The 17,880-nt window shown below is 58.7% G+C and carries 17 protein-coding genes, 1 tRNA gene and 1 pseudogene; 10 read left to right on the top strand and 9 right to left on the bottom strand.

Annotation, left to right across the window (positions count from 1 at the left end; genetic code table 11):
• Nucleotides 1-290: 290 nt before the first annotated feature.
• Nucleotides 291-1,595: an MFS transporter gene (locus O8B93_RS27375; protein WP_269713033.1), complete on the bottom strand. Its 1,305-nt coding sequence runs from the start codon at nucleotides 1,593-1,595 to the stop codon at nucleotides 291-293.
• Between the two features lie 294 nt (nucleotides 1,596-1,889).
• Between O8B93_RS27375 and O8B93_RS27370 the strand changes: the two genes are divergently transcribed.
• The 5 genes from O8B93_RS27370 to O8B93_RS27350 all read left to right on the top strand — a co-directional run bounded on the left by O8B93_RS27370 (nucleotide 1,890) and on the right by O8B93_RS27350 (nucleotide 7,420).
• Nucleotides 1,890-3,002, top strand: a complete 1,113-nt coding sequence (locus tag O8B93_RS27370) for an RHE_PE00001 family protein (protein WP_269713031.1) — start codon at nucleotides 1,890-1,892, stop codon at nucleotides 3,000-3,002.
• 246 nt (nucleotides 3,003-3,248) lie between these two features.
• Nucleotides 3,249-3,479, top strand: coding sequence for a helix-turn-helix domain-containing protein (locus O8B93_RS27365; RefSeq protein ID WP_309568522.1), 231 nt, complete (start codon nucleotides 3,249-3,251; stop codon nucleotides 3,477-3,479).
• A gap of 227 nt (nucleotides 3,480-3,706) precedes the next feature.
• Nucleotides 3,707-4,951: an adenylate/guanylate cyclase domain-containing protein gene (locus O8B93_RS27360; RefSeq protein WP_269713029.1), complete on the top strand. Its 1,245-nt coding sequence runs from the start codon at nucleotides 3,707-3,709 to the stop codon at nucleotides 4,949-4,951.
• Between the two features lie 228 nt (nucleotides 4,952-5,179).
• Entirely contained in the window at nucleotides 5,180-6,172 is a 993-nt protein-coding gene (gene iolG / locus O8B93_RS27355; protein ID WP_269713028.1) for an inositol 2-dehydrogenase, read from the top strand.
• A 363-nt stretch (nucleotides 6,173-6,535) separates the two neighbouring features.
• On the top strand, nucleotides 6,536-7,420 hold the full coding sequence (locus tag O8B93_RS27350) for a DMT family transporter (RefSeq protein WP_269713027.1): 885 nt from the start codon (nucleotides 6,536-6,538) through the stop codon (nucleotides 7,418-7,420).
• A gap of 20 nt (nucleotides 7,421-7,440) precedes the next feature.
• Here O8B93_RS27350 and O8B93_RS27345 read toward each other — a convergent pair whose 3' ends face one another.
• Both O8B93_RS27345 and rocF read right to left on the bottom strand, forming a co-directional pair.
• A complete protein-coding gene (locus O8B93_RS27345; protein ID WP_269713026.1) occupies nucleotides 7,441-8,496 on the bottom strand; it encodes an ornithine cyclodeaminase in 1,056 nt (351 codons plus the stop codon).
• 13 nt (nucleotides 8,497-8,509) lie between these two features.
• Nucleotides 8,510-9,430, bottom strand: a complete 921-nt coding sequence (gene rocF, locus O8B93_RS27340; protein ID WP_269713025.1) for an arginase — start codon at nucleotides 9,428-9,430, stop codon at nucleotides 8,510-8,512.
• A gap of 130 nt (nucleotides 9,431-9,560) precedes the next feature.
• On the opposite strand from rocF, the gene O8B93_RS27335 reads away from it, so the two are divergent.
• Both O8B93_RS27335 and O8B93_RS27330 read left to right on the top strand, forming a co-directional pair.
• Entirely contained in the window at nucleotides 9,561-9,998 is a 438-nt protein-coding gene (locus O8B93_RS27335) for an Lrp/AsnC family transcriptional regulator (RefSeq protein WP_269713024.1), read from the top strand.
• A gap of 122 nt (nucleotides 9,999-10,120) precedes the next feature.
• Nucleotides 10,121-10,194 (top strand) — tRNA-Gln (locus O8B93_RS27330).
• 381 nt (nucleotides 10,195-10,575) lie between these two features.
• Here O8B93_RS27330 and O8B93_RS27325 read toward each other — a convergent pair.
• From O8B93_RS27325 to O8B93_RS27305, 5 genes are all read right to left on the bottom strand, one after another.
• The gene (locus O8B93_RS27325; RefSeq protein ID WP_269713023.1) at nucleotides 10,576-11,409 is read right to left on the bottom strand and encodes a sugar phosphate isomerase/epimerase family protein; all 834 of its coding nucleotides are present in this window, start codon (nucleotides 11,407-11,409) and stop codon (nucleotides 10,576-10,578) included.
• Nucleotides 11,406-12,482, bottom strand: coding sequence for a Gfo/Idh/MocA family protein (locus O8B93_RS27320; protein ID WP_269713022.1), 1,077 nt, complete (start codon nucleotides 12,480-12,482; stop codon nucleotides 11,406-11,408). The genes O8B93_RS27325 and O8B93_RS27320 overlap by 4 nt, the downstream gene beginning before the upstream one ends.
• A gap of 100 nt (nucleotides 12,483-12,582) precedes the next feature.
• The gene (locus O8B93_RS27315) at nucleotides 12,583-13,404 is read right to left on the bottom strand and encodes a carbohydrate ABC transporter permease (RefSeq protein WP_269713021.1); all 822 of its coding nucleotides are present in this window, start codon (nucleotides 13,402-13,404) and stop codon (nucleotides 12,583-12,585) included.
• Nucleotides 13,397-14,320 (bottom strand): carbohydrate ABC transporter permease, encoded by a 924-nt coding sequence (locus O8B93_RS27310; protein WP_269713020.1) that lies wholly within the window; start codon nucleotides 14,318-14,320, stop codon nucleotides 13,397-13,399. The genes O8B93_RS27315 and O8B93_RS27310 overlap by 8 nt, the downstream gene beginning before the upstream one ends.
• A gap of 85 nt (nucleotides 14,321-14,405) precedes the next feature.
• Nucleotides 14,406-15,638, bottom strand: coding sequence for an ABC transporter substrate-binding protein (locus O8B93_RS27305; RefSeq protein WP_269713019.1), 1,233 nt, complete (start codon nucleotides 15,636-15,638; stop codon nucleotides 14,406-14,408).
• Between the two features lie 412 nt (nucleotides 15,639-16,050).
• Between O8B93_RS27305 and O8B93_RS27300 the strand changes: the two genes are divergently transcribed.
• From O8B93_RS27300 to O8B93_RS27290, 3 genes and pseudogenes are all read left to right on the top strand, one after another.
• The gene (locus tag O8B93_RS27300; RefSeq protein WP_269713018.1) at nucleotides 16,051-16,797 is read left to right on the top strand and encodes an SDR family NAD(P)-dependent oxidoreductase; all 747 of its coding nucleotides are present in this window, start codon (nucleotides 16,051-16,053) and stop codon (nucleotides 16,795-16,797) included.
• A gap of 10 nt (nucleotides 16,798-16,807) precedes the next feature.
• A pseudogene (locus tag O8B93_RS27295) lies at nucleotides 16,808-16,963 on the top strand (L-rhamnose mutarotase); the annotation flags it as partial.
• Nucleotides 16,929-17,270 (top strand): L-rhamnose mutarotase, encoded by a 342-nt coding sequence (locus tag O8B93_RS27290; RefSeq protein WP_405049102.1) that lies wholly within the window; start codon nucleotides 16,929-16,931, stop codon nucleotides 17,268-17,270. The pseudogene O8B93_RS27295 and the gene O8B93_RS27290, both read left to right, overlap by 35 nt.
• A 29-nt stretch (nucleotides 17,271-17,299) precedes the next feature.
• Here O8B93_RS27290 and O8B93_RS27285 read toward each other — a convergent pair.
• Nucleotides 17,300-17,880 (bottom strand): GntR family transcriptional regulator (locus tag O8B93_RS27285; protein ID WP_269713016.1); only part of this gene is annotated, 581 nt, incomplete at its 5' end.

The following is a 17,880-nucleotide window of genomic DNA, read 5'->3' as shown; positions in this document are numbered from 1 at the left end:
ATGTCGATGCCGACAAAATGGCTAGTATAGGTCATGAGGTCTTGTCTCCCTTATACGCGAGCGCTCGGCTCTCTCAACGGTTCGACGAAGCCTCGTAATGCGCAGAGGGTTTTGCTTTTTTTCGAACGAAAAGTTCAGGCCCGCAAGGACCAACCGCTCTGCTCATCGTCTCGACGGTGTTGCAACCACCTTCAAGACAAACAAGGCCGGAACATCATAACGATGGTCCGGCCTTTAATGTATAAGCCCCGCCGGGAGACGGGGCTTTCATGGGTCGGTATGGCTGAGGCTCAATCCTCGTGGATATGACTGTGATCACGCGTATCGCGCATCTTCACATAGACCACCAGCGACAGCGCGATCATGAACGTAACGTACCAGAAGAACCAGTTTTCATGGCCGATCTGCTTGAACTTCAGCGCCACGAACTCCGCTGTTCCACCGAATATGGTGTTCGCCAGCGCATAGGGCAGAGCCACGCCGAGCGCGCGGATATGGGCGGGGAACATTTCCGCCTTCACCACCGCATTGATGGAGGTGTAGCCGGTAACGATCAGGAGCCCGACCAGCACCAGAACGAAAGCCACGATCGGATCCGTCGTCGTCGCCAGCGTGGTGAAGATGACATAGGTAAACAGCGTTCCGAGAATACCGAAGCCCACCATCAGCGACTTGCGACCCACCCTGTCCGACAGCGCGCCGGCAAGCGGCTGGCACAGCATGAAGACGAAGAGCGCCGCCGTGGTGATTTCGGTGGCACTTTCCTTGCTGAAGCCCGAAGTGTTGACGAGGAATTTCTGCAGATAGGTCGTATAGGCGTAAAAGGCGAGCGTGCCGCCTGAGGTCAGCGCCATGACCATCAGCGCTTCGCGCGGATAGTGTTTGAACAGCGCCCAGCCGCTGGATTTCGGCTTGTGCGCCTCATCCGTCCTGGCGTTTTCGAAGGATTGCGTTTCGGCAAGGCCGCGGCGGATATAAAACACCGCAATTGCCAGCAGGCCGCCGATGAAGAAGGGAATGCGCCAGCCCCAGGAGCCGAGCTGTTCCGGCGTCAGAACCCGCTGCAGCACCAGAAGCACCGCCAGTGCCAGAAGCTGGCCGGAAATCAGCGTGACATACTGGAAACTGGAGAAGAAGCCACGGCGGCTCTTGCCGGCCATTTCACTGAGATAGGTTGCGCTGGCACCATATTCACCACCGACGCTGATGCCCTGCAGGAGCCGGGCGAAAACCAGGATGGCAGGTGCTGCAATGCCGATCGTTTCATGGCCGGGCGTGACTGCGATCAAAAGCGAACCGAGACACATCAAGGTGACGGACAGTGTCAGGCCCGCCTTGCGGCCCTTGCGGTCGGCATAGGTGCCCATGAACCAAGCCCCGATGGGCCGCATCAGAAATCCGACGGCGAAGACGGCGGCCGCGCTCAGCAGTTCGGCGGTCTGGTTGCCGGAGGGAAAGAAGACCGGCGCAAAATAAAGGGTGAAAGCCGAATAGACGTACCAGTCGTACCATTCGACGAGGTTGCCCGCCGAGCCGCCGATAATCGATTTCAAACGGGTTTTCTGATCCGGCGCGGTGGCGGGACCATTTGCCATAATATTCACGGGTAAACTCCAATTCATCTTCGTCTGGAGATGGAAGGGCGAACGGAAGGTGTGATGATTTGTCGCTCTTGGGTGGGGGTATATACCCGCCATGCTGCAATGCGCAAGCTTATGCCGCATTGCAGCAAAAGGACCGGAAAAGCGATAGTGGCGCATGTCCTCGTGATTCCCGGCCCTCCACGCGGGGTCCGCACAACAAGACGGGGCCCATGATAGCGGGAAAAATAAAGCGACGCCATTGCGATCCGCCTTGTAAGCCGCCCGCGCCCAAACTAAAAAATATCAATGATTTACGACATATCGGACATCGAGATCGAAAAGCTCCTCATCGCCGCCGCCCGTGCGGGCGAAGCGCTTGCGCGGCTGGATGAGCGCATCAGCCGCTCGCCGATGAAACAGGGCTTCATCGAAAGACAGGATTTCACCGATGCCATTTCCTCCATGTGGGTGGATGGTGAACTCGTCCATATGGAAGATCTGGTGTTGCATGATGCCCATATGGATGTGCGGGCACCCAGCCATGAAATGACGGCCGCGCACCGGATTCTGCGGTCGAGACGGCTGATCTTTTCCAATGCGTCAGGCTGGGCCTTCACCGCGCCCGGCCTTGCAAGGTTAAGGGGCAAGGTCGCTCCCGCTGATGCGGAGACCGCGCCGCTGGCGGAAACCGTGGGTGGATCACCCGAGGAATATGCCGACGCCGTGGGAGAAACAGCGCTGGATGGCGCCTTTTCCGAGCTGGATGCGCTGCTGACGCGAAGCGCCGCAACCCTTGATGCAATCACCACCGGCAACGCGCTTCCGACGATACGCAGGGAGGAAAGCCATGACATCATCAACGAACCTGATTGGGACGAGGATGAACGGTTGAAGGAATGGTGGGACGTGCATGCGCGCACGCAGGAATTGCCGGCAATTCTTCGTACCGCCATTCTGCTCGATGCCTGGAACATGATCGAGGTGCTGCAGCGCAGCTCCTGGCTCGGGCGGCTTCTGGCCTCCGCCTTCCTACGTGAAGGCACGGTCACGCCAGATCACCTACCGGCGCTGAGCGCCGGTCTTCGAGCCGTGCCGCGCGAACGCCGGCACGCGAGAAACCAGACGCAGCGTCTCTCTGCCCTGCTTGACAGCTTTTACGAGGCGGCACAGGCCAGCCTGAAGGAACACGACCGGCTGAGCCACGCAAGGGAGCGCATGATACGCAAACTGACCGGCCGGCGCTCCTCCTCGCGGCTGCCCGAACTGGTGGAGCTTGTCGTCTCACGGCCGGTTGTCTCGGCGGCAATGATCGTCAAGGAACTGGGCACCACGCCGCAGGGGGCAATCGGCCTCGCCAAGCAGCTGGAATTGCGGGAAGTCACGGGTCGCGGCCGTTTTCGCGCCTGGGGCATGCTTTAACCGTTACCGCACTCTGCAAAGGCCCGGAAAACGGCGGTATCTTAGGCCTCTTTTTCTTGAAAACCGCCGCAGCAATGCGGCGATCACGAATCTTAACAAAATTTAACTATTGCGTAGGTGGGCGAAGCGTCTATGTTCCTCGCTGCGTTGCAGCACGATTTCTTCTCCGGCAACGCGGTCGCATTCGGTCCGGCAACTTTTCTGTGCCGCCCGCATTTAAGTGTCCATCATGAGGGAGATGCAATAATGACAATTTCAATTACACAACCTGATTCCGATCACGAAACCGATGCTCCTTTTGCAAAAAAAGTCCTGACGGCGCGAACGCTTGCCGGCTATACGGTCGAACAGCTCGCCGTTACCTGCGGCCTGACCACCAGCGAAATCCGTGCGCTGGAAGAAGGCACCGACAGCGATCCGCTGCGCATCCGCCGCGTTGCCGCCGCCCTGCATATTCCTGTCGAAACCGTTATCTGATCGTCCGCCGCGAACGGTCACTGAAACTCTGAAGCGCCGCCGGGGACGATGTTCACGGTAACATCGGGGCGGCGCGCATGGCCTTGGGGCCACAAATCTCTTCCGGAACATTTTCCGCAGCGCTCTCTTAACATTTTCGTTATCCAGCACCACATGGGGTTCACGAGCGACCATGTTCGGCATGACAGCGCCCGTGCGAGAGCGGCAACAACCTCCGGAATCCTGCCATGACACTAAGCCTTGACACCGAAGAACGGGTTTCTTCCGCAGTGGATGAATTGTGGCCTGTCGAGAGGACCGAAATCCTTGACTGGCTCGTCACTGGCACCAAGGACGAACGCTTTATCGACGAGATATTCGTGGAGCTTTGCGACAGGCTGCGGGCGAGCGGAGTTTCCGTCGCAAGGGGCGTGCTTGCTTTCCGCATTCGCCATCCGCAATGGCTCGGCGCGCGCATTCTGTGGAAAGCCGGCCTGCCCGCCGCCGATATCGCCACTTATGGCTACGGCATGGAAAACTCCCCGGAATATCTCAATAGCCCGATCAACGACATTCACCAGGGCGCCACCGAAGTCCGCCACCGGCTCACCGGCGAGGAAACCGACGCGCCGGGCTATACCATCTATGAAGAGTTGCGAGCCGAAGGGTTGACGGATTATTGCGCCTGGCCGATCGAACACACCTTCGGCAAGCGCCATGTGGCCACCTTCTCCAGCGACAGGCCGGGCGGCTTTACCGAAGCGGAAGTCCTCGCCCTGAAGAACCTTCTGCCCGCCCTGGCGCTGGTGAGTGAGATTCGCCTGAAAAACCGCATGACCCGCACCCTCCTCGAGACCTATGTAGGTCCACATGCGGGTGAAAAAATCCTCAATGGCGCAACGACGCGCGGCAGCGGCATCACGGTGGGCGCGGCGATCCTGATCTGTGACCTGCGCAATTTCACCCATATTTCCGACCTCTGGCCGCGCGACGATGTCATCGAGCTTCTGAACGGTTATTTCGACGCCATGTGCGATCCCATCGAGGAAGCCGGCGGTGAAATCCTGAAGTTTATGGGCGATGGGTTGCTCGCGATTTTCCCCCTCAGCGATCCCAAGGCCTGCGAAAACCTGCTGAAAGCCATTGCCAGCGCGCAGAAGGGTCTCGTTGCGCTTAATGAAATCAATTGCCGAAAGGGCCATGATCCCCTGGGTTACGGTATCGGCGTGCATGTCGGTGATGTCATGTATGGCAATATCGGCTCGAAAACCCGCCTCGATTTCACCGTCATCGGCCCCGCCGTGAATATCGCCTCACGGCTGGAAACGCTGACCAAGGAGACCGGGCGCAACGTGCTTTTCTCTGAAGAGTTCGTTCGCATGGCGGGGAACCGCGACGCGCTCGAAAATCTCGGCCCCTGGCTTCTGCGCGGTCTCGAAACCCCCGTTGAAGTTTATGCGCTTCCGCCAGAGACGGACACCATCTCACCCTGAACCGATCCCCAAACCCCTCGTCCCGAAGTCCCACCACGGAGCCTTTTGGCAATGCGGGGGATTTCACTTATTCGACGCGCCGCCTGCCCCTCGCCGCCGTCAAAACGCTTGACACATCTGCGATGTCGATCTAGCAAAATAGAACATATATTCCATATCGAAACATTGCTTGCATTCATATTCTGTCTCTCCAGGAGTGAGGGACGGGTGTGAGAAACCGGAGGAAAAATGGTTACGAAATTGGCACTGCTCGGCGCTGGACGGATCGGCAAGGTCCACGCCAAGGCGATCACCACCGACAGCCGTGCGAAGCTGGTGGCCGTTGTCGACGCCATGGCCGGTGCTGCGGAAGCCATCGCCCGCGAGGCGCAGTGCAAGGTGAGCACGATCGACGAGGTGCTGGCCGACAAGACGATCGATGCCGTCATCATCTGCACGCCGACCAACACCCATGCCGACCTGATCGAGCGTTTCGCCCGCGCCGGCAAGGCTATTTTCTGCGAAAAGCCCGTTGATCTCGATGTCGCCCGCGCGGAAGCCTGCGCCAAGGTGGTCGAAGAGACCGGCGCGAAGGTGATGCTCGGTTTCAACCGCCGTTTCGATCCTCATTTCCAGGCCGTTCACAAGGCAATAGAAGATGGTCGCATCGGCAAGGTGGAAATGGTCACCATCACCAGCCGCGACCCCGGCCCGCCGCCGGCCGAATATATCAAGGTTTCCGGTGGCATTTTCCGCGACATGACCATTCATGATTTCGACATGGCCCGTTTCCTGCTCGGCGAGGAAGTGGAAAGCGTGTTCGCCACCGGTTCCGTTCTCGTCAATCCGGAGATCGGCAAGCTCGGCGATTTCGACAGCGCCAGCATTATCCTGACGACGAAGAGCGGCAGGCAAGCCATCATCTCCAATTCGCGCCGCGCGACCTATGGTTACGACCAGCGCATCGAGGTGCACGGTTCGGAAGGCTCGGCAGCGGCCGAAAACCAGCGGCCGGTTTCCATCGAGATCGCCAATGCGGAAGGTTACACCCGCCCGCCGCTGCATGATTTCTTCATGACGCGTTACACCGCGGCTTATGCGGCGGAAATCACCGCCTTCATCGACAGCATCGAAAACAATGTCGCGCCCTCGCCCTCCATCAAGGATGGGCTGATCGCGCTGAAACTCGCAGATGCCGCGCTGAAATCCGCGACCTCAAAGACGGTAGTGACGATCGGCTGAGAGGCTGTAAGCACGGTACCGAATCGGCAGCGAAGGCTGCCGTTCTCTCAACGTCGTCCTCGGCCCTGTGCCGAGGATTTAATCACGTCGAATAAAATCAATCGCTTGCAGATCCTAGGGGCAAGCCCGAGGATGACGTAGGCGTGATTGCCACGGTTTTCATTGCCATCATTGGCCCCAAGAATTCCGTAGCACAGCCTGAGCCGGCAATTTGTCCTTCTAAAAAACCGGCGTCCGGACTTGCATGGCAGCTATTCGGAAAATAAGGTTGTCTGACAAGGTTCGGCCGTAACATATGGCTGATACCCACCTCATTCACCCCGAATACTCTTTTGCCGGCGGCAGTCGGATAGCGGTTTTCTTATGCCATCAGCCAGGACCGGTTTTCTTTATGCGCTTGTCGCCTTCACGATCTTTGCGGCGCAGGATGGCATATCGAAACATCTGGGCAGCGCCTATCCGCCCGTCTTCGTCGCCATGCTGCGATACTGGGCTTTCGCCGTCTTCGTCCTGTTGATGGCTGCAAGGTCGGCGGGTGGCATCCGCGGCGCCGTTATGGCCAACCGCCCATGGCTGCAGATCAGCCGTGGCGTGCTGCTTGCCGTGCAGATCGTTTTTTCCATCTTCTCCTTCGCCGTCGTCGGGCTGGCGCATAGCCATTCCATCCTTGCCTCCGCACCGCTGATCGTTGCGGCGCTGTCCATGCCGCTGCTGGGAGAACATGTGGGCTGGCGGCGCTGGTGCGCCATTTTTGTCGGCTTCATCGGCGTTCTCGTCATCCTCAAACCGGATGGCGACGGTTTTGACAACAAGCTGATCATCACCTTCGTGGCCGCCTTCATGCTTGCGCTCTACAGCGTCCTGACACGCCTCGGCAGCAAGAGCGATTCAGCGATGACCAGCTTCTTCTACACCGGCGTGGCCGGCGCAGCAGCGCTGACGCTGGTCGGCCCGTTTTATTGGGTCAACCTTGCACCTCAGGATTGGGGATGGATGCTGGCGCTGTGCGTTACCGGCATGAGCGGCCATTATTGCCTGATCAAGGCGTTTGAACTGGCGGATGCAGCCTCCGTGCAGCCTTTTTCCTATTACCAGCTGGTGCTCGTCTCCATTATCGGCGTCACCATCTATGGCGAGGTGGTGACATCAAACATGGTCATCGGTGCGGCGATCGTTATCGCCGCCGGCCTCTTCACCATCTGGCGGGAGCATGTCGTGGCCCGCCGGAACCACCGGGAAGCGAATTAGGCCGGCTCGCGATCACCGGTTTAGACGAGAGCCGCCTCGCAGCGTAGCAGCATGCCGAAGAGATCGCGCGGTTCATCCGGATCGGCCAGGAGATCCAGCTCGGTATAAAGCCCGGTGGCAGCCAGTTTCGAGCGGACATAACGCAGCGCCGAAAAATCCTCCGTCGCAAAACCGACGCTGTCGAACAGCGTGATCTGCGTGTCGCCTGCCCGCCCCTGTTTTTCACCTGAGATGACCTGCCAGAGCTCAGTGACTGGATAATCCGTCGGCAATTGCTGGATTTCGCCTTCGATGCGCGTCTGCGGTGGATATTCAACGAAAATATCCGATCGCAGCAGAATGTCCCGGTGCAGTTCCGTCTTGCCGGGGCAATCGCCGCCGACGGCATTGATGTGGATGCCGGGACCGACCATGTTGTCGGTCAGGATCGTCGCATATTGCTTGTCGGCAGTGACTGTCGTGATGATGTCAGCCCCTTCGACCGCCTCTTCGGCAGAGCCGCAAATCTCGATGGCAAAACCCTGCCCAGCGAGATTGCGGGCACATTTTTCACTGGCGTAAGGGTCGATATCAAAAAGCCGCAGCGTATCGATGCCGAGAATGGCCTTGAAGGCGCGCGCCTGGAATTCGCTCTGCGCGCCATTGCCGATGATGGCCATGGAGCGGGCATTCGGGCGAGCGAGATATTTCGCCGCAACGGCGGAGGTGGCGGCGGTGCGCAGCGCCGTCAGGATCGTCATTTCGGTCAGAAGCAGCGGATAACCGTTGCCGACATCGGAAAGCACGCCGAAGGCCGTCACGGTCTGGCGGCCCTCCTTCATGTTCTTCGGGTGGCCGTTGACATATTTGAAGCCGTAAAGCGTGCCGTCGCTGGTGGGCATCAGCTCGATGACACCCTCCTTCGAATGGGAGGCGATGCGCGGGGTCTTATCAAAGCTTTCCCATCGGCGGAAATCCTCTTCCACCACATCGGCCAGTTCGCGCAGAAACGTATCGATTCCCACTTTGAGCACCAGCTTCATCATGTGATCGACGCTGACGAAGGGCACGATATTGAGGTTTGATATCACGGTCATCGCATCGCCCCTTTCAGCCAGCCCGCGTCGGGCGGTCCATGACGCGTTTGCCCATCAGGCTGGTGGCAAGATCCACCATCAGGGTCGCCGTCCTGCCACGCTCATCGAGAAACGGATTGAGCTCCACCAGATCGAGACTGCAGACCAGCCCGCTATCATGCAGCATTTCCATAACCAGATGAGCCTCGCGGAATGTCGCGCCGCCTGGAACCGTTGTGCCGACGGCAGGCGCAATGGACGGTTCGAGAAAATCGACATCGAGACTGACATGTAAAAGCCCGTTTGCCGCCTGAACCCGCGCCAGGAATTCGCGCAGTAGAACGGCAACCCCATGCTCGTCTATCGAACGCATGTCGTGAACGGTGATGTCGCTCTTTTCCAGCGCCGCTCTCTCCGCCGGATCGACGCTGCGAATGCCGATCATGCCGATATTTTCTTCCGGAACAGCATGGGAAAGCGGCGGGAAATAGCCGGAAAACCCGTCACGCCCACTGAAATAGGCGACGGGCGTGCCGTGCAGATTGCCGCTGCGTGTGGTCTCCAGCGTGTGATAATCGGTGTGGGCATCCAGCCAGAGCACGAAAAACGGCCGGCCCGTTTCAGCCACCCGGCGCGCCATGCCGGCCACGGTTCCGGCCGAAATCGCATGGTCGCCACCGAGGAAAATCGGCACGGCATCCACACTTTCGCGATAGGCCGCCTCTGTCAACGCCTCGGTCCAGGCCACGGTTTCAGCCAGATGATGCACGGCCGGGTTGGGGTGGCAAAATTCCCTGAGCGGCGCCGGCGTCACATTGCCGGTATCGACCACCCGATGCCCGAGTTCTTCGAGAGCATCGGCAAGCCCCGCGACACGATAGGCGCTCGGCCCCATCTCGCAGCCCAATTGCCCGGCCCCGATCTGCAACGGCGCACCAACAAGCCTGATATCCATTCCCGTCCTCGCTTTCCCAACCGATGGTTCCACTAGACCATGGAGACGTGGCAGAATGAACATCAAATATTGGCAATATTATCGAAATGAGCTATCATTTTGGTAAAATATTTTTATCGAAATGACATCAATGGACAATCTCGACGGACGTCTCATCACCCTTTTGCGGCATAATGGCCGACGCAGCATCTCCGATCTGGCCGTGGAGACGGAAACCTCGCGCGCGACGGTTCGCTCGCGCATCGAAAAAATGGAAAATGACGGTTCCATCATCGGTTATACCGTCATCCTGCGAGCCGACGCCGTGGAGGCCGCGATCCGCGGCATCATGATGATCGAGATTGAAGGCCATGTGACGGACCGCGTCATCCGCACCCTTGGCGGTTTTCCGGAAATCTCCGAAATCCATACCACCAACGGCCGCTGGGACCTGATCGTGGAACTGAATGCCGCAACCCTCAGCGATTTCGACGCCGTGCTGCGCCGCATCCGCCTCGTGCCCGGCATCACCGGCAGCGAGACCAGCCTCTTGCTCTCCACCCCCCGCTCCACCCGCGCCAGGCTCTGACCCGGAGACGAAACGCAAAAGCGGGATAAAACGCATTTTTCGATTTTTTCGACTTGCGCCCCGGAATAAATCATCTATATGACGACCCACCAAAGCGAACGCGGCAACGCGCTTCCGGCTTTTGGGGAATAGTTCAATGGTAGAACAGCGGACTCTGACTCCGTCGATCTTGGTTCGAATCCAGGTTCCCCAGCCAATACTTTATTCAACAGATTCATAGCGTTACACGGGGAATCGGGCTCTAGTTTGCCGAAATCCGTCTCGCATCATGTCGCACGCTATTACACCTTGTTTTCCGGCCATTCCCTATGCCCACGGCTATTCCGTGCAACACGGGATGCGACATGCCGTCATTTGCGGTCATTCTGCTGTGATGGCGCGCTCTGTTTAGGCGCGCTGCATCTCCTCCATGCAGATTTCCCGAGCTAGCTCTGTACATAGAGGTGACTGTTGGTAGTGGCGATGGGCAATGTCCGACATGCCGCGCCGGGCACTGCCCGCCCTAATCCCAAGTCCCACTGTCTCGTAATTACCGGATCTGGATCCGTCCGCTCGATGCTGGCGTGACCCGTCGAAGCTAAATCGCTATTCCCATTGATCCGCCGATACTCCTGAGATGATCACGCGCCTCGGGATAATCGGCATCGGCGAGGTGCTCAAGCATGATGGGTATTCCGGTTCCATCAAGCAGACTGAGATAGGTGCGATAATCGAGATTGCCGCGACCGGGAATAACCTCGCTCAAATGCAGCGACAGCTTGTCTCCCAGAACGATGTCCTTGCCGTGGGCGCTGATGATGTAGGGGCCAAGAAGCTCGAAGCAGCGCCGGATGAGGCTGGCATTGTCATAATAAAGGCGAGGCGAGACGATCAGGTTGACCGGATCGAGATGGGCGGCGAAGGCCGGCCGGTCGATGGCCTTAATGAGGGCAAGCAGGATTTCCGGACTGTCCGGCAGCTCCCATTGCATCATTTCGAGGCAGAATTTGGCGCGTTTCGGTTTGACGTCATCGATGATCTCGCGGGCACATTCGACGAACTCGTCGAAACCCTTTTGCGTGAGATTGTCGGGATGCGGCTCGTAATTGCCGCCCGGCTGCATGGAACCGATATAGGTAATCGCGCAGCGTGCGCCCACCTCGTCGGCGACGGCCAGCCGCTCCTTGACATAAGCGCGGTTGGCCTTGCGCACCTTCGGCTCCGGCGGCACGATATTGCGCCAGGCGGCGACCTCGGCGATTTCGACATCGTTTGCCGCGAAAGCATCGCGGATCGCCTTTATACGATCCTTGTCGCCCAACTCAACCGCCGGGCAATAGGCCGCTCTGTAACCAAAGTCGACATGCGCGCGCGCGATTTCCAGGGGGTCGTCCGATGTGACCGGAACCCCGTATCCACCCAATCTGATCATTGTCCAATATACTCGTCGCTAGAGGGAAGAACCTGTCCGAGACGTTCGATCAGCGAACCGTCGGGGATTTCCTTGAGCGGCAGATCGACCCTACGATGACCGATTGCCGAGAGATAGAGCGCCATCACCGCCTCGAAGCCGTGATAGCTGATATCGCCGTCGCAGGGGTGGATGGCGAGCTTACCGTCCAGCCAGTCGGCCAGGTCGCGAATATAGAGCGGCTGCTCGTAGGACGGGTTGAAGAAGCCCTCGCCGCTTAAGACCTCGCCCTGGCTCGATTTCGTCACGGCCTGCCAGCCGTTGCCGGTCGTCACGCGGGCATAGCCCTGGGTACCGTGGATGGTGATGGCGCTGTCGGTCCAGAATTTGATATCGCCGACGGGATTGTCGCCCGGCACGAAATGCGGTGCATGGGCGCCGCATTCGATGATGCCGCGCACGCCGTTTTCGAACTCCATGCTGCCGATGACGTAATCGGCCGAGGGGTGGCTGTCGGTCAACTTGCCCGTGCCGATCGCCTGGCCGACGACCCATTTCACCTTGGAGCGATTATTGAACCACAACATGTAATCCATGATGTGGGTGCCGAGCTGGCTGAGCCATGCCCGCGCGGTGGCGTGGATCTTGGTGATCTCGCCGATCTCGCCGGCATCGACCAGTTCCTTCACCTTGTGCCAGGCCTTGCCGTATTTCTGCTGGTGGGACACGATAAGCTTGATGCCGGCAGCGCGGCAGCGCTCGAAAATTTCTTTCGCTTCCGGCAATTCCGTCGCCACCGGTTTTTCAAAGGCGATGACCTTGACCTTGTGCTTGATGCCCAGTTCGATGAGCGACAGGCGGATGGCGGGAAGCGTGGCGAAGCAGAAAATATCCGGCTTCTCGGTGGCCAGCATGGTGTCCACGTCGGCATAGATGTTCTTGACATTGAAACGCTCGGCCAGCGCGTTGGCGCGCTCGGCGTCCAGATCGCAGATGGCCTTCAGATCGAAGCGATCCGCATTGGCCGTGAACCCTTCCGCGTGAAAGGCGCCGCGCCGCCCGCAGCCGGCCAGGACCACAGAATATTTTGACATTCTTCTCTCCCTTGAAAAATGGCGGCGCAAAGCGCGCAGCCGGATACGAGCCGGCTGAAGCGCCGGACCGAAATGCGAAAGCGGGTAAAAATCCGCTGCTCTATTTCACGCTGCCGGATGTGACCCCGGCCACGAAAAAACGCTGCAATGACAGAAACAGGCATAGCGGCACGAAAACGGCGATGGCCGCGCCCGCCATGACAAGATGCGGGCTTGAGGCGCTCATACCGATCATCTGGGCGAGCATGACAGGCAAGGTGTGGTTTTCCGGCCCGCCGGAAACCAGCAACGGCCACATGAGGCTGTTCCAGTAATAAACGAAGCAGAGCGCGCCAAGCGTGGCGAGACCCGCCGGCGCCAGCGGCAGATAGACCCGCCACCAGATCAAGAAATAGGACGCCCCGTCGACCCGCGCCGCTTCGAAGATTTCCCTGGGAACGCCGAGAAAATACTGCGTCAGCAGGAAGGTCCCGAAGGCGGTGAAGACAAAAGGTATGATCATGCCCCAGAGCGACCCCACCAGCCCGAGATATTGCACCACCTGAAACATGGGAACGAGCACCACCGCCACCGGCAGCATGGACTGGGTGAGCAGCATCACAAAGGTCATGCGGCTGCCGCGGAACCGCAATGTGGCAAAGGCGAAACCGGCCATGGAGGCGGTGAGGAGCTGGATCAAGGTGACTGCCACCGCCACGAACAGGCTGTTCAGCGCCGCCGGAATGATCGGGTAGTTGCTGACCATCTTCGTGTAATTGTCCCAGCGGATACGGTCAGGAATGAGTTCGGGCGGCAGGCGGAAATAGTCGCCAATGCCCTTGATCGACTGCGACGCCATCCACACGAAGGGCACGAGAAACAGCGCCGCCAAAACGATGACGAAACAGTAGCGCATGAGTTCGACGGATTTGTTTCTAGACATCCTGCAATCTCCTCTGCGCCCGCAACTGGATGACGGTGACGATCAGCATCAACACGAACAGCGCCATCGACGCGGTGGCGCCGCTGCCCACCTCGAAGCGGCGGAAGGTCGATTTGTAAATGTACATACCGATCGTCGTCGTTGAGGTGCCGGGGCCGCCATCCGTCAGCACATAGACCGCCTCAAAGGTCTGGAGCGCGTGGACCGTCTGGGTGATCGCCAGAAACAATGTCGAGCGGGCGAGAAGCGGCCGCACGACATAAAGGAAGAGCTGCCAGCGACTGGCGCCGTCCAGCCGGGCGGCCTCGATCAGCGACTGATCGATCTGCTGCAGGCCGGCGAGATAGATGAGCATGCACAGGCCCGACATCGACCAGATCATCATGATCGAGACGGCGAACATCGCCTGCGTCGGATAGGTAAGCCAGGCCACCGGCGGCAGGCCCGCAAGGCCGATGACATAGTTGATGAGACCGGTTTCGGTGGCGAACATGTTGCCGAAGACAAAGGAAATCGCCACCATCGAGGTCACGATGGGCATGAAGAAAATCGACCGGAACAGCAATTTGCCGAACGGAATGCGATCGAGCGCAATCGCCAGCGCCAGCCCGATCGTCATGGAGATCGGCACGCTGATGGCGCAGAGAAGCAATGTCACCAGAACGCTCTGGCCTGCGGCGCTGCCGGAGAACAGATCGATCCAGTTGGCCAGACCGACAAATTGCGGCGTGGAAATGAAATCCCAGCGGTAGAAGCTGAGAACGAATGTCGCCAGCGCCGGTATCAGTGTGAATATCAGAAAGGGAACGACGGACGGCAGGAGAAACAGCCATGCTGCCAGCTCCTCTTTCACCGAGCGTTTCAATCTGGAGGACGCCACTGAAGGCGCGGTATCGACTGCGGTAATCACGGCCATTGGTTCCCACCTCTTGTCAGGGGGCGCCCGCAAGGGGCGACAACGAATGAAACAGACGCCGCCGGGGCGGCGTCTGCCGCTCATCCTACTTGACGGCCGCCTTTGCCAGGGCGGCATCGGCTTCCGTGGCGATCTGCGCCATCGCGGTGGGCACATCCTTGCTGCCGTTCCAGACCTCACTGAAGACGCGCTTCTGGATATCCATCACCTGGAACGAACCCTTGACCGCGTTGAAAGGCTCGAAACCCTGAATTTTCGTGGCGAACTCGGTCATGCGGTCGGACAATTTGCCCCAAGCGGAGGTGCGCGCCGGCACGCCCGTCGTCACCACCTTGGCCAGAACCGGGCCGCTGGTGATATAGGCGAGAAATTTATAGGCGGCGTCGGGATAGCGCGTATCGGCGCTGATGACATAGGCGCCGCCCAATCCCGTGCCGACCTGTCCTCCCGGTCCAACCGGCAGCCGGGCGATACCGAAATCGACACCCGCATCCGAGAAGATATAGGTGGCGTGGCCGGCCCCCAAGACCATGGCGGCGGTGCCGCCGATGAACAGCGATTGCGCCTGTCCGCTCGAATCCTTCTGGTCGGGGATCGGCATGACGCCGTCCTTGATCATATCCATGAAAAAGGAAACGGTCTGGATGCCCTCCTTGTTGTTGGCGCCATATTTGCCGTCATCGGTGATCATCCGCGATTTGAAGCCGCGGAACCAGCCTTCGTACACCCATTCGGAACTGCCGCCGGCAAAACCCCAGACTTTGCGCCCGTTGACGCTCAGTTTCTGGCTGATCTTGCGCGCGGTTGCAGTCAGATCGTCCGTGGTCCAGCCGTCCTTCGGATAGGGAATGCCCGCCTGATCGAAGAGTTTGGGATTGTAATAGACGGCCTGCCCGTTGAAATCATAGCCGATGCCGTAGAGCTTGCCGTTCATCGTCATGTATTTCAGCATGGTCTGATTGGCGTCGGGCAGGTTGATCGTCGGATCCGCGTCGGTATATTTGTTGAGTGGCAACAGCTTGTCGCCGTAGAGCCACTCCGCGCCGAAGCCCGGCACGAACAGCCAGACATCCGGCAATTTTCCAGAGGCGGTGTCGACCCGGCGTTGCTGCCAGTATTCCCCCCATGGGGTATTTATCAGCTTCACTTTAATATCTGGATTGGCGGCGTTGAATTCAGCGACCGCGCGCTGATAGGGCTCCACTTGCGGCAATGACAGAGCATTGGCGAAAGTGAGCTCGACAGGCTGCGCCTGGGATGTTCCCGTTCCCAGACAGAGCGTCGCAAATGTAACAGCAATGAATTTCTTCAGTTTCATTTTTGCCTCCCGTTGCGCAGGCCGCGCCCCTCCTCCAGGACCGTCGGCCGGCGATCCGCGCATTCTCAGGCGCGTGGATCAATGCCTATATTATATTAGTGTAACAATCAACCCGCACTTCACGTTTTACCCGACAAGCGCCCGGCGCTTGCGGCGCAGCCAACACCGGAAAACCAAACGAAATCCGAAATATCCTTTTGTTTATAAAGATTTTTTCTGAAATCCACTGACAGGAGAAAATAAAAAGAAAGTTTTTGAACATAACAATGAAGGCGGCCATCCCGTTAACGGGAGCAATTCGTTTTCCCTCACTCCGAAGGGGCAAACATAATTCCGGCGCAGGCATAATTTCCTCTTTCTGGAATAGAAATACTAGTATAATAGTTATCGCAAAGTCAGACGGAGGAATGACATGAACAGGATTGATCTCGACGGACAGGCGGCAGTGGTGACCGGCGGTGCACAGGGAATTGGCCTCGCCATCGCAAGGCGGCTTATTGAATCCGGGGCGAAAGTCAGTCTTTGGGATATGAGCGAGACGGCGATTGAGCAGGCCTGCGGCGTGCTGGGCGAGGGTGCCAGCGGCAAGGTCGTTGACGTCACCGATTTTGCCGGCCTCGCCCGCGTTCACGCCGAGGTCGAAGCCGAGACCGGACCCGTGTCGATCCTCGTCAATTCCGCCGGGATTGCGGGCGGCAATGCGACCCTTGAGGATTATGACATCGAGGAATGGCGGCGCGTCGTCGAGATTAATCTGAACGGCACCTTTTATGTCAACAAGACCGTGATCCCCTCCATGAAGGCCAGGAATTATGGCAGGATCGTCAATATCTCCTCGGTTGCCGGCAAAGAGGGCAATCCCAAGCTTTCAGCCTATTCGGCAGCCAAGGCGGGCGTGATCGGCCTGACCAAATCGCTCGGCAAGGAACTGGCGGCACACGATATCGCCGTCAACGCAATCACGCCGGCCACCGCCCGCACCCGGATCCTCGAAACACTGACGCCGGAATTCATCGATTACATGCTGACACGTATTCCGCGTGGCCGTTTTCTGGAAGTCGAAGAGGCGGCGGCAATGGTCGCATGGCTGGTGAGCCGCGAAAACAGCTTCACCACCGCCTCGGTTTTCGACCTTTCCGGCGGCCGGACGACCTATTGAGGAGCCTTCGATGACACGCATGGGTTTTTGCCTCAACCTCAGGCCCGGTACGGTCGAGGAATATAAAAGGCTGCACGCCAATGTGTGGCCGCAGGTGCTCGAGGCCATCGCCCGCGCCAATATCACCAATTATTCGATTTTTCTCAAAGAACCGGAAAACCTGCTCTNACCTCAGGCCCGGTACGGTCGAGGAATATAAAAGGCTGCACGCCAATGTGTGGCCGCAGGTGCTCGAGGCCATCGCCCGCGCCAATATCACCAATTATTCGATTTTTCTCAAAGAACCGGAAAACCTGCTCTTTGGTTATTGGGAATATGCGGGCGATGATTTCTCCGCCGATATGGCGGAGATGGCCAGGAGCGAGCGGATGCGGCAATGGTGGGCAATCTGCGAACCCCTGCAATTACCCTTCCCGACGCGCCTGCCGGGAGAATGGTGGGCGCAGATGAGCGAAGTCTTCCATATGGAGTAATTGCGCCGATCGTCCTCTTCAATCGCGTTTCAGACGCCGGCAAATCCGCTGGCTTCAATACTGCCGAGCAGTTTCAGCGTATTGCTGAGCGACGTCTCCAGGTGCTCCCGGATCGCCCTTTCGGCCGCTTCCGGGTCATGCGCCTCCAGGGCGTCAACAATGGCGCTGTGCTGCTCGATCGTCGTTTCACCGGCTCCCGGCGAAGGCAGAGACAGAAGGCGGCAGCGATCCATCTGCGCCTTGGTAATGTCCACCACGCGCCACAACATCGAATAACCATTGACCTCGGCAATGACCCTGTGAAAGGCGTCATCGTGATCGATCGCATCCTCGAAGCGGCTTCTTTTGACCGAAAGGGCGTGAAGATCGATGATGTCGCGCAGGCGCTGCACGCCATCCGCGCTGATCGTTTGCGCCGCATGGCGAACGCTTTCCCGCTCCAGCGCGATGCGGATGATATAGGCTTCCTGCACCTGCCTGCGGCTGATGCGGGTCACGAAGGTTCCGGCCTGGGCGCGGACGTCGATCAGCCCTTCATCTTCAACACGTTTGACGGCCTCGCGCACCGGCGTCCGCGACGTGCCGAGACGCTCGGCAATCTCTATTTCAT

The organism is Martinezella rhizogenes (assembly GCF_027460065.1).
GTDB classification, from domain to species: Bacteria; Pseudomonadota; Alphaproteobacteria; order Rhizobiales; family Rhizobiaceae; genus Agrobacterium; species Agrobacterium rhizogenes_C.
Note: the sequence above shows the minus strand (reverse complement) of the source record. Positions and strands in the feature narration are given on the sequence as shown.

Excerpts from the sequence above, each read along its gene's own strand:
- O8B93_RS27360 (WP_269713029.1), top strand. The coding sequence starts at position 3,707 with ATGACACTAAGCCTTGACACCGAAGAACGGGTTTCTTCCGCAGTGGAT.
- O8B93_RS27310 (WP_269713020.1), bottom strand. The coding sequence starts at position 14,320 with ATGGCCGTGATTACCGCAGTCGATACCGCGCCTTCAGTGGCGTCCTCC.
- O8B93_RS27375 (WP_269713033.1), bottom strand. The coding sequence starts at position 1,595 with ATGGCAAATGGTCCCGCCACCGCGCCGGATCAGAAAACCCGTTTGAAA.
- O8B93_RS27350 (WP_269713027.1), top strand. The coding sequence starts at position 6,536 with ATGCCATCAGCCAGGACCGGTTTTCTTTATGCGCTTGTCGCCTTCACG.
- O8B93_RS27320 (WP_269713022.1), bottom strand. The coding sequence starts at position 12,482 with ATGTCAAAATATTCTGTGGTCCTGGCCGGCTGCGGGCGGCGCGGCGCC.
- O8B93_RS27370 (WP_269713031.1), top strand. The coding sequence starts at position 1,890 with ATGATTTACGACATATCGGACATCGAGATCGAAAAGCTCCTCATCGCC.
- iolG (WP_269713028.1), top strand. The coding sequence starts at position 5,180 with ATGGTTACGAAATTGGCACTGCTCGGCGCTGGACGGATCGGCAAGGTC.
- O8B93_RS27315 (WP_269713021.1), bottom strand. The coding sequence starts at position 13,404 with ATGTCTAGAAACAAATCCGTCGAACTCATGCGCTACTGTTTCGTCATC.
- O8B93_RS27335 (WP_269713024.1), top strand. The coding sequence starts at position 9,561 with ATGGACAATCTCGACGGACGTCTCATCACCCTTTTGCGGCATAATGGC.
- O8B93_RS27300 (WP_269713018.1), top strand. The coding sequence starts at position 16,051 with ATGAACAGGATTGATCTCGACGGACAGGCGGCAGTGGTGACCGGCGGT.
- O8B93_RS27365 (WP_309568522.1), top strand. The coding sequence starts at position 3,249 with ATGACAATTTCAATTACACAACCTGATTCCGATCACGAAACCGATGCT.
- O8B93_RS27345 (WP_269713026.1), bottom strand. The coding sequence starts at position 8,496 with ATGACCGTGATATCAAACCTCAATATCGTGCCCTTCGTCAGCGTCGAT.
- rocF (WP_269713025.1), bottom strand. The coding sequence starts at position 9,430 with ATGGATATCAGGCTTGTTGGTGCGCCGTTGCAGATCGGGGCCGGGCAA.
- O8B93_RS27305 (WP_269713019.1), bottom strand. The coding sequence starts at position 15,638 with ATGAAACTGAAGAAATTCATTGCTGTTACATTTGCGACGCTCTGTCTG.
- O8B93_RS27325 (WP_269713023.1), bottom strand. The coding sequence starts at position 11,409 with ATGATCAGATTGGGTGGATACGGGGTTCCGGTCACATCGGACGACCCC.